Source organism: Paenibacillus sp. MY03 (assembly GCF_002165585.1).
GTDB classification, from domain to species: domain Bacteria; phylum Bacillota; class Bacilli; order Paenibacillales; family Paenibacillaceae; genus Pristimantibacillus; species Pristimantibacillus agaridevorans.
This window is the reverse complement of record NZ_MXQD01000039.1, coordinates 35947-46408: the sequence shown is the minus strand read 5'-3', so window position 1 is coordinate 46408 and position 10462 is coordinate 35947. Positions and strand designations below refer to the sequence as shown.

The window sequence follows — 10462 nt, the reverse complement described above, 5'->3', positions numbered from 1 at the left end:
ATTGACTTAAGGGGTGGCCTCTTATTGTCTGGCACGCTGACCTGCAAAAGGACGGCGAAGTCGTATCTCCCTGGCGCCGGCATGCTTAACAGCGTTACACCCGGTACAAATGCCGCCAATAGGAGGACGGGGCTTCGCCCGTCACCTTCTTGAACACTCTGCTGAAGTAATAGGGACTGTTGAAGCCTAGCCGTTCGCTAATTTCAGAAACGTTAAGCGAGGTGTTGCGCATGAGATCGATCGCTTTGTCGATCCGCAGCTTCGTATGCATCTCGATCACCGTCCGTCCGGTATGTTTGCGAAATGCGGTCGATATATAGTTGTAATTCAAATCGAGCCGACGCGCCAGTTCCTCCGCCTGAAATTCTTTGCTCGCATGATCGACGAGATAAGCCATCACTTTGCCTGTCAGCGCCGACATTTTGCCTGTCGGAACCTGGGCATCCTCGTCGGATAAGGTTGCCTCGTGCATATCGAGAAACAGCCCGTACGCCCGGACGCTCGCTCTTGTCATGCCGTGCAGCCGGGGCTGCCTGTATTCGTCGAGCATCGCCATCAGCCTGTCGCCGAGCGAAGGTTGAAGGGGCAATCCGCCATGCTTGGGCAGCTCGAACCGGTATTCGTAATGGCCTGGCGCATAGTAGCCCGTCTCGGGCATCGGCAAGCGGCCGCTATAGCCGTCCTGCTCTTCCGCCGCAGCATCGAAGTGAATCCAATACCATGCGGTGCCCGCTTCGCTTTCGGGCAGGCCCCAGTGACGAAGCCCCTTTTTCAAAAACAAATGCTCGCCTTGCCGCACCCGATATTCCGTTCCTTCCTCGATCACATGCATGCAGCCTTTCGTCACAAACAAAAATACATCGTAGTCCAGCACCCGGTCGGGATGGGTATAGACGGCAGCCGTCTGATTCCATCCCATGTCTCGCACCAGCGGCATCCGGTCCGCGGTTAACCGTACTGCAGCTAACATAGCCGGTCTCCTCCTTGAACTTAAAGCTCTATAACTCCATTATAAAGATGAAAAAAGTATATGTAATTTTATTTTCCGTCTATTCTTTGCTTTAATTATAAATATTAAAATAATAATATGATATGAAAAAAGTGAGGGGGTTGCCATGATGGCGCAGTTTTATAACTTAGAGCCGGGGCGGGCAAAGCTTGGCGAGGGTCCTCTGACCGCACGTTTCCGGTTAAACAAGGATTATGTCATGAGTTTGACCAATGCCAACCTCCTCCGCGGCTTCTATATGGAAGCGGGCTTGTGGAGCTATAGCGGCAACGGGGGCACGACGACGGCCTCCACAACCAGTATGGAGGGACCCGAACAGTGGCATTGGGGCTGGGAGGCCGTCACTTGCGAGCTGCGGGGACATTTCATGGGGCATTGGCTGTCGGCGGCGGCTCGTATTTACGCGCAGACTAACGATGTCATGGTCAAGGCGAAGGCCGATACGATCGTGTCGGAGCTGGCGCGTTGCCAGGAAGCGAACGGAGGCGGGTGGCTCGCCGCGTTCCCGGAAACCTTTATGCATCGGCTCTTAAACGGCAAGTGGGTATGGGCGCCGCATTATACCGTGCACAAGCTGCTGATGGGGCTCCTCGAAATGTATCAGCTGGCGGGCAACAGGCAGGCGCTGTCCATCGCGAAGGGCATGGCGGACTGGTTTTACCGCTGGACGTCGGCGTTGTCGCAGGAGCAGCTGGACGAGCTGCTGGATATGGAGACGGGCGGCATGCTGGAAACCTGGGCCGAGTTGTACGGCATTACGAGGGCGGATGAACACAGGAAGCTGATGGAGCGTTATGTTCGCAACCGTTTCTTTGATCTGCTGCTGCGGGGCGAGGATGTCCTGACGAACAAACATGCCAATACGCAAATTCCGGAAATATTAGGAGCCGCAAGGGTGTACGAAGTGACCGGGGACGAGCGTTTTCGCCGCATTGCGGAATCGTTTTGGACATGCGCCGTCACAAAGCGGGGGTATTTATGCACGGGCGCCGGCGACGACGGAGAGCTCTGGATGCCGCATCAAGATATGGAAGCGAGACTAGGCGTCGGACAGGAGCATTGCGTCAACTACAATATGATGAGGCTTTCGCATACGCTGCTGCGCTGGACGGGAAATCCCGCTTACGCCGATTATTGGGAGAGGCGGTTCGTCAACGGCGTATTGGCGCATCAGCATGCAGATACGGGCAAGATCTCCTATTTCCTCGGGGTTGCCCCGGGCAGCCGCAAGACATGGGGATCGGAGACGGGACATTTCTGGTGCTGTCACGGAACGCTGATACAAGCCAACGCGGCCTACGAATCCCAAATCTATCTGAGAGATGGCGATGGCGTCGCGATTGCGCAATGGATTCCGTCCGTCGCTGCGATTGAGCTGGAAGGAGTGCGGATCGGCTTCGCCATCGAGCAGGATAGCCAGCAGGGGCTGTATCCGATGAACAAGTGGAACGTGACTGGCATGAAGGCGATTACCGAGGTGCATCGACCTGCCATACCCGTTACTAGGCCCGACCGGTTTCTGTTCAGCGTAAAGGTGAGCTGCGACCGGGCAGCGCAGTTCGCGCTTAAGCTGAGGATACCATGGTGGGTTAAGGAGAGAGCCTCGATCACGGTTAATGGCATTCTACAGCAGGACGTTCCGGAAGGCGCGGGTTTCTATAAGCTGAACCGAATGTGGAGCGATGGAGATCTCGTTAAGGTCGAGCTGCCCAAGGCGCTGGCGGCCGAGCCGCTGCCAGGCTCGCCGGATCGGTACGCGTTTGTAGACGGTCCCGTCGTGCTGGCCGGCTTGACGGACGAGGATCGTCTCCTCGTTGGCGACGCCGAACGCCCGGAAAGTTTGTTGACGCCGGATCGGGAGCGCAACCATAGCTGGTGGAATGCCGGCTATTACAAAACCAAAGGTCAAAGCGCTAACATCCGTTTGATCCCGCTGCACGAGATTAAAGACGAAAGCTATACGGTTTATTTTCAGGTGAAGGCAGCGGAGCAAACAGCGCAATAAATCAACATTTTCGGACGAATGGCGGCAACTTTGCCCCTAGCGCGCAAGCTATAATTGGCTTATGACACCAACAGAAAGAAGGGTTAAGAGGATGCTGCAGGATAAGGACAAGGCGTGGCTGGATGAGGTTATCGGCAAAATAACGGAGAAGATGGACTGGGTAAGCGAAAAAACGCGGAATAAAATTCCGTACACGACCATCGACGGCACTTTTGACGACCGCTCCATCGACAATCCCACCGGCGACGAGGCGGACGGCATCTGCTGGTGGACCAACGGTTTCTGGGGCGGCATGATGTGGCTGATGCACCACGAGACGGGGCTGGACAAATATAAAGAAATCGCGCAAATTTCCGAGGATAAGCTGGATCTCTGCTTCGAGCAGTTCTACGGCTTGCATCACGATGTCGGTTTTATGTGGCTGCCGACGAGCGTGGCGAATTATAGAGTAACGGGCAACCCGGAGTCGCGCAAACGCGCGCTGCATGCCGCCAATCTGCTGGCGGGCAGGTTTAATCTGGCCGGCGGCTTCATCCGTGCATGGAACGATCTGGAGGAAGGCGATACGCGCGGCTGGGCGATCATCGACTGCATGCTCAACATTCCGCTGTTGTACTGGGCATCCCAAGAGACCGGAGATCCGCGCTTCAAGCAGATCGCGATGAAGCATGCCGACACGGCGATGGATGCTTTCGTCAGGCCGGACGGCTCCGTCCATCATATCGTGGAATTCGATCCCTTCGAGGGCGGCGTCGTAAAAACGTATGGCGGTCAAGGTTATGAGCAAGGCTCCTCCTGGACGCGGGGACAGACATGGGGGCTGTACGGCTTTATGATGAGTTACATCCATACCGGCAAAGATGAATATTTGCAGACGGCAAAGCGGATCGCGCATTACTTCATGGCCAACGTCCCGGACAGCGGGATCATCCCCGTGGACTTCCGCCAGCCGGCCGAGCCGCGGCGCGAGGACGACACGGCTGCTGCGATCGCGGCCTGCGGATTGCTGGAGATCGCCAAGGCCGTCGGTCCGTACGAGAAGGACGTTTACGTCAAGGCGGCGCTCCGGATGCTGAAAGCGCTGGACGCTTCGCGCAGCGACTGGTCGCGCGGGACGGATGCGATATTGCAGAACGGGACGGGCGCTTACCATTCCAAGACGCATCACCATGCCATAATTTACGGCGATTATTATTTCATGGAAGCCATTTTCAAGCTGAAGGGCAACGACTTGTACCTTTGGTAGACGCATGAAGAAGCGGGGCGGTTAAAGCGCGGCAAGGAAATATGCGCCCTTTTACTGCCCCGCTTTCCGTGCCGCGGCCCGATATTGAAGCGGCGTCGTGCCCAATGCGGTTTTAAAGCTGCGGATAAAATAAGATACATTGGGGTAACCGACCTCAGCGGATATATGCTCGACAGAGTACGGGGTCGTGTGGAGCAGCCTGCACGCCTGCTTGATTCTTCGCGCGATCAGATAATCGGACAGGCTGCCGCCAGTCTCGCGCCGGAACAACCGGGACAGATAAAATTTGGACAGATGCAGCGCCTCCGCGATATGCTCCAGCCCGATATCTTCGGCATAATGCTCTTCGATCCATTGCATGGCCTGCTCGGAATAGGTAAAGGGACGGTATTCGGCCGTTTCCGCCACGGATCCCCGAAGGGAGATCGCCTCCAGATAATGGAGGAGCAGCATCGTCATGTCCTCTTCTTCGGCAACCGGATTCGATGCGAAGGGACGATTGTTGTATCGGTCGATGGTATGCTCCAAATAACTTAGCTCCCCATGCAAGTCGATGGCCGATTCTCCCTCCCCTTTCCGCCATAAGCGATCCAGCAGAGCATATCGGGACGGGAATGGACGCAGCGCCTGCTCGAACATATGCGGCTGGAAGAACATAATCGTTCGCACATAAGGCGTTTCCTCGCTTACGCTTGCGAATACTTTGTGCAACTGATAGGGCTGAAAGATAAACAGCCGGCCCGGCCTCATCTCATAGGTTTTCTGACCGACGATGACGCTGCCCGTGCCTTCGTGGACGAGCAGCAGCTCGCAGCAGGGATGCCAATGGTAGAAGCCGGCGAAGACATCGGTCGTCCGGGTGGGAGAACCGAGCAGCAAAGGTTTGCCATGAAACGCGACGTGTTCGAATAAGTAGTTCATGCCTTCTATTGTAATCCAAATTCCGACGAATAACAGACGCCGCTGGCAAACGATGAAAAAGTCTGACTTTTATATAAAAAAAGTTCATTTCACGCGATGCCTCCCCATGATACGTTGTAATCGTACAAGACAGAGGAGGAGTGGAACGATGACTTTGATAACGAATCCCGTGCTAAGGGGCTTTAATCCCGATGCGTCCATGCTGCGCGTGGGCGACGACTATTATATCGCGACATCAACCTTCGAGTGGTTTCCCGGCGTGCAGATCCATCATTCGCGCGATCTGGTGAACTGGCAGGTGATCGCTCGCCCGCTTTGCGATGCCTCCTTGCTCGACCTGCGGGGCGTTCCGAGCTCCGGCGGCATCTGGGCGCCGGCGCTGACGTACGACAACGGCATGTTTTATCTCATGATTACGAACGTGATGGCGCGTCGCGGCGTCTTCAAGGATTTGCATAATTATTTGCTTACGGCGACCGATATTAACGGTCCGTGGTCGGCGCCGCTTCACTTGAACAGCAGCGGCTTCGATCCTTTTCTGTTCCACGACGACGACGGAACCAAATGGCTGCTCAATATGCGCTGGGACTTCCGAAAGGGGAGGGATCGTTTTGCGGGAGTAGTCATGCAGCAATTTTCGCCGGAGGAGAGAAAGCTTGTCGGACCGGTAAAGACGATTGCGACAGGCACCTCGATCGGCGTGACGGAAGGGCCGTTTATGTTCAAACGGGACGGATGGTATTACTTGCTGCTCGCCGAGGGCGGCACGGGCTGGAACCACGCCGCGACATTGGCCCGTTCGCGCCGGATCGAAGGTCCGTACGAATACGATCCGGAGTCCCCGCTCATCACGACGATCGACGCGCCCGAGCATCCGCTTCAGAAAGCGGGACACGGGGCGGTCGTGGAGACGCAGAACGGCGAGTGGTACCTGTCCTTTATATGCGCGCGTGCGCTGCCCGGCAGACGGCTGTCTCCGCTGGGCAGGGAGACGGGGCTTGCGCGCGTCGTATGGACGGAAGACGGCTGGCTGCGGCTGGAAGGCGGCGGCAGGGCTCCCGGGCTCCGGTTTGCTGCGCCGGATCTTGCGCCCCATCCGATCCCGAAGCTTCCGGATCAAGATGACTTCGACGGCGATGCGCTCGGGAATTCGTATTTCACGCTGCGAGTGCCGGCGGACGACGAGTGGCTCAGCTTGTCGGAGCGCAAGGGCTTCTTGCGGCTGCGCGGCCGCGAGTCGTTATACTCCTGGTTCCGCCAGAGCATGGTGGCGAGAAGGCTGGCGCATTTCCGCTGCGTTGCCGAGACCTGCGTGGAATTCGAGCCGGAGCACTTTAATCAGATGGCGGGATTGACGCTGTATTATGACGAGAGCGACCACTTTTATTTGCTGGTAACCCGCGACGAGGAACGGGGCAAGCATATCCGGCTGATGACCACGAAGCAAGGGCAATACGACGAGCCGGATGACGCTTTCGTCTCCGCCGAGGGCTGGGAACGTTGCTATCTAAAGGTAATCGTCGATGGCGAGCGCGTGCAATTCCACTGCTCGCCGGACGGCACGGAGTGGCAAGCGGTGGGTCCCGCGCTGGATCTTGGGCAACTGTCCGACGAATACGAAGGCAAGCTTGGATTTACCGGCACGTTCGTCGGCTTATGCGCGCAGGACTTGTCGGGCACGATGAAACACGCGGACTTCGATTATTTCAAGTACTTGGGGGAAGACATCGAATAAGCGAAAGAAACATTTAAAGCGGGAAATGAGGTCAGCCGAAGGGCTGGCCTTTTTGCTTCGAATTCGGGTATAACAATAGTCCGCTAAAGCTGGCGGGCATAATATGGCGAAGCAGGCTTGCGCGATAATGATGAGAACGATTATCATAAGGAGACATGCCACAATGGAGATGGGGGAAGTCCAAAGAGATGAAACGGATATTGTTAATCGAGGACGAGGCGCATTTTGCGGCGTTTATGGAGCCGGAACTGAAGCATGAGGGTTTCTCAGTGACGGTTGCGCGCGACGGCAGATCCGGTCTGGAGCTCGCGCTGGGCGAAGCCTGGGATCTCGTGCTGCTGGATCTGATGCTCCCGGAAATTGACGGCGCCGATGTGTGCCGGGAAATACTTAAATACAAAAAAACGCCGATTATTATGATTACGGCGAGAGATAGCGTGTCGGACCGCGTATCCGGTTTGGATAGCGGGGCCGACGACTACATCCCGAAGCCGTTCGCCATTGAGGAGCTGCTCGCTCGCATTCGGGTTGTATTTCGGAGGCAAGGGGAGTCGGCGGATCCCGGATCCCTTCTTGCCGGCGGCAATCTGTCGTTGGAGCCTGAATCGCGAATCGTCAAGAAAGCCGGCACGGTCATTGCGCTAACGAAACGGGAGTTCGCGCTGCTGGAAGCGCTGATGAAAAATGTTAATCGCGTGATGTCGAGGGAAACGCTGCTGAATACGGTATGGGGCTACGAGGCGGTTGTGGACGCCAACGTCGTCGATGTGTACATTCGCTACCTGCGGAACAAAATCGACGAGCCCGGGTCGCCCAGCGTTATTGAAGCCGTCCGAGGAATCGGCTACGTGATGCGCAGATGACGGCGGTATTCGGCAAGCGACGCAAGCCGTCACTTAGGAAGTCTTCCGGCAAGCTGCCGTTTCATTGGCGAATGACCCTGCTTGCAGCCATTCTGCTGAGCGTGCTCGTGACGGTCAGCAATTTGACGCAATACTTCTTTGTAGAGCGATGGATGGTGCGTCAGGAGGAAGCCAAAATGAGGCAGGACATGCGGGAGCTGCTTAACGAACTTCTGGCCAAGGAAATTCAAATAACGCCGGGCAACGAAACGTTGCTTCGGCTTTATTTGGAGCGGGCCAACGTGCATGGAGGCATGATTCGGCTGCTTGATTCCAATGGAGATACGGCGATTATGGCGGGGAGTACGATCTCGGCCGAAAGAATTCCATGGCGCTCGTCGACCGATCCAAGCCTTGGAGCGGTGCATTATGAGGACGGCGTGCTAGCGATGCGCAGTCCTATAACGATTTTCAACTTCCAAGGCACAATTGAAATGGTGCGCGGCATGGAGGAATTGGAACGATTGATCGCCCGATTTTTTCGGATTATGATCATTTGCTGCGGAGCAGCCCTTTTGCTCAGCATCGCGGGCGGCAGACTGCTGGCTGTCGGTCTCATCCGGCCGTTGCGTGCCATGAATGCGACGATGAAGAAGGTGAGGCAAAATGGCTTGCAGGAACGCATGCCGATTACGGGAGCCAAGGACGAAATTACGGCGCTGCAGACGATGTTTAACGGGATGATGGATGAAGTGGAGGCGTCGTTCGGCAGGCAGCGGCGGTTCGTGGAGGATGCGTCACATGAACTGCGAACGCCAATCGCCATTATGGACGGGCATCTCCGAATGCTAAGCCGATGGGGCAAACACGATCCGGACGTAACGGAAAATTCGCTGCGAATAGCGACGGAGGAGCTTGAGCGGCTGAAAGGGCTTGTCGATAATCTGCTTCTGTTATCGCGTGCGGAACGTACGGAAGAGCTGGAGCCTCGCGGCATCTGCGAGCAGCCGTTAACTGTCCTTAAGGATGCGGCGGATAAACAAATGATGATGACCCCCGAGTTTGTCGTAAACGTAGAAGCTGGCATGCTGGAGGATGTATCCATAGCGATCGGCGAACATGAGCTGGCCCAATTGCTCCGCATCCTTTTGGATAACGCCGTCAAATATTCCGGAGAGGGCAGAGTCATCGCTATTATCGCCGAATTGGACGTCGATCAGGTGCGGCTGTCGGTAGAAGATCGGGGAGTAGGCATATCGAAAGAAGATATTCCCCACGTATGGGATCGGTTCTACAGGGCGGACAAGGCGAGAAGCGGCGGGCAAGGAGGATACGGGCTGGGACTGCCCATTGCAAAATCGCTCGTTCGCCATCACGGGGGCGACATCGTATTGACCAGCGAGCTCGGCGTAGGGACAAAAGTGACGGTTTCTCTGCCCCTGGCTTAGAGAAATTCTCCCGCTCCCGCATAAGGTTGCAATAGTCCCCGTATAAATTCGTTCAATAAAATTATCGTTTTCACAGCGTTTTCTCATTATTATTCGCTACAATTGGCGGTAATGATATTCATTATCACGAATAAACGATATGGACATGAGAGGGACGAATGAAATGAATAAAAAGTACGTAACAGGCATGGCTGCGATTATTTTGGGAGCATCGATGATGCTGGCGGCCTGCGGGGGCAACAACGAATCGAATGCAAATGGCAAGCAAGAAGGAGCGGGAGCCGTTAAAACGGAGAGCGACTCTGGCGTCGTAAACGTGTTTACGGCCCGCCATTACGATATCGACTTCGCGATGTTCGACGAATTCGAGAAGGCGACAGGCATTACGGTCAACGAAATCAAAGGAACGGCAGAAGAATTGGTGGAGCGTATGAAGCGGGAAGGCGAAAGCACGGAAGCCGACCTGTTCATCACGGTCGACGGCGGCATCCTGAATTACGCAAAGGAGAATGGCGTGCTGCAGCCGATCGACTCGGACGCTATTTTGGCCAACGTGCCGGAAAGTCTCCGGGACACGGATAACCAGTGGGTGGGCCTGGCTACTCGTGCCAGGGTCATCGTATACGACAAAGAGCTCGTGAAGCCCGAGCAGCTGTCTACATACGAAGATCTGGCGGGCGAGCAATGGAAAGGCAAAGTGCTCGTACGGTCCTCCAGCAACCTTTACAACCAGTCTCTCGTCGCGTCCATGATTGATTTAAATGGCGAAGCGGAAACGGAGAAGTGGGCGCAAGGGCTGGTCGGCAATTTCGCGCGCGACCCGGAGGGCGGAGACCGCGACCAAGCCAAGGGCATTGCGGCCGGCGTCGGAGAAGTGGCGATTATGAATACGTACTACATCGGACAGATGCTGAACTCCAAGGAAGCCGAGGAAGTGAAGGTCGCAGAGAGCGTCGGCGTGTTCTTCCCGAACCAGGAGACGACAGGCACGCATCTTAACATTAGCGGCATCGGCCTCGCGGCTCACGCAAAAAACAAGGACAACGCGCTTAAGCTGGTGGAATATATGACAAGCAAGGAAGGCCAGGAAATGCTGACGAACGGCAGCTTCGAATTCCCGGTCAACAAGGATGCCGAGCTTCCGGCGCTGCTCAAAGAATGGGGCGAATTCAAGACGCAAACCATCGACTTCGCGAAGCTGGGCGAGAACAACAAAGCGGCAACGGCTCTTATGACCAAGGTTGGCTGGAAATAAG

The 10462-nt window shown here is 55.8% G+C and carries 8 protein-coding genes; 6 read left to right on the top strand and 2 right to left on the bottom strand.

The genetic code is table 11. The features are described 5' to 3' along the window. Window positions 1-94: 94 nt before the first annotated feature. Window positions 95-970, bottom strand: coding sequence for an AraC family transcriptional regulator (locus B1748_RS25730; protein WP_087570812.1), 876 nt, complete (start codon window positions 968-970; stop codon window positions 95-97). 148 nt (window positions 971-1118) lie between these two features. Between B1748_RS25730 and B1748_RS25725 the strand changes: the two genes are divergently transcribed. Further along, window positions 1119-3014: a beta-L-arabinofuranosidase domain-containing protein gene (locus B1748_RS25725; RefSeq protein ID WP_087570811.1), complete on the top strand. Its 1896-nt coding sequence runs from the start codon at window positions 1119-1121 to the stop codon at window positions 3012-3014. 91 nt (window positions 3015-3105) lie between these two features. After that, window positions 3106-4260 (top strand): AGE family epimerase/isomerase, encoded by a 1155-nt coding sequence (locus B1748_RS25720; RefSeq protein WP_087570810.1) that lies wholly within the window; start codon window positions 3106-3108, stop codon window positions 4258-4260. A gap of 51 nt (window positions 4261-4311) precedes the next feature. On the opposite strand, the gene B1748_RS25715 is transcribed toward B1748_RS25720, so the two are convergent. Further along, window positions 4312-5181 (bottom strand): AraC family transcriptional regulator, encoded by an 870-nt coding sequence (locus tag B1748_RS25715; RefSeq protein ID WP_087570809.1) that lies wholly within the window; start codon window positions 5179-5181, stop codon window positions 4312-4314. Between the two features lie 148 nt (window positions 5182-5329). On the opposite strand from B1748_RS25715, the gene B1748_RS25710 reads away from it, so the two are divergent. The 4 genes from B1748_RS25710 (at window position 5330) to B1748_RS25695 (ending at window position 10461) form a co-directional block, all read left to right on the top strand. Further along, the gene (locus tag B1748_RS25710; RefSeq protein WP_087570808.1) at window positions 5330-6916 is read left to right on the top strand and encodes a glycoside hydrolase family 43 protein; all 1587 of its coding nucleotides are present in this window, start codon (window positions 5330-5332) and stop codon (window positions 6914-6916) included. A gap of 188 nt (window positions 6917-7104) precedes the next feature. Beyond that, window positions 7105-7779 carry a response regulator transcription factor gene (locus tag B1748_RS25705; RefSeq protein ID WP_087570807.1) on the top strand — a complete coding sequence of 225 codons (675 nt, stop codon included), beginning with the start codon at window positions 7105-7107 and terminating at the stop codon, window positions 7777-7779. After that, window positions 7776-9206: a sensor histidine kinase gene (locus tag B1748_RS25700; protein WP_087570806.1), complete on the top strand. Its 1431-nt coding sequence runs from the start codon at window positions 7776-7778 to the stop codon at window positions 9204-9206. The genes B1748_RS25705 and B1748_RS25700 overlap by 4 nt, the downstream gene beginning before the upstream one ends. Window positions 9207-9369: 163 nt before the next feature. After that, the gene (locus tag B1748_RS25695) at window positions 9370-10461 is read left to right on the top strand and encodes a Fe(3+) ABC transporter substrate-binding protein (RefSeq protein WP_087570805.1); all 1092 of its coding nucleotides are present in this window, start codon (window positions 9370-9372) and stop codon (window positions 10459-10461) included. Window position 10462: the final 1 nt, after the last annotated feature.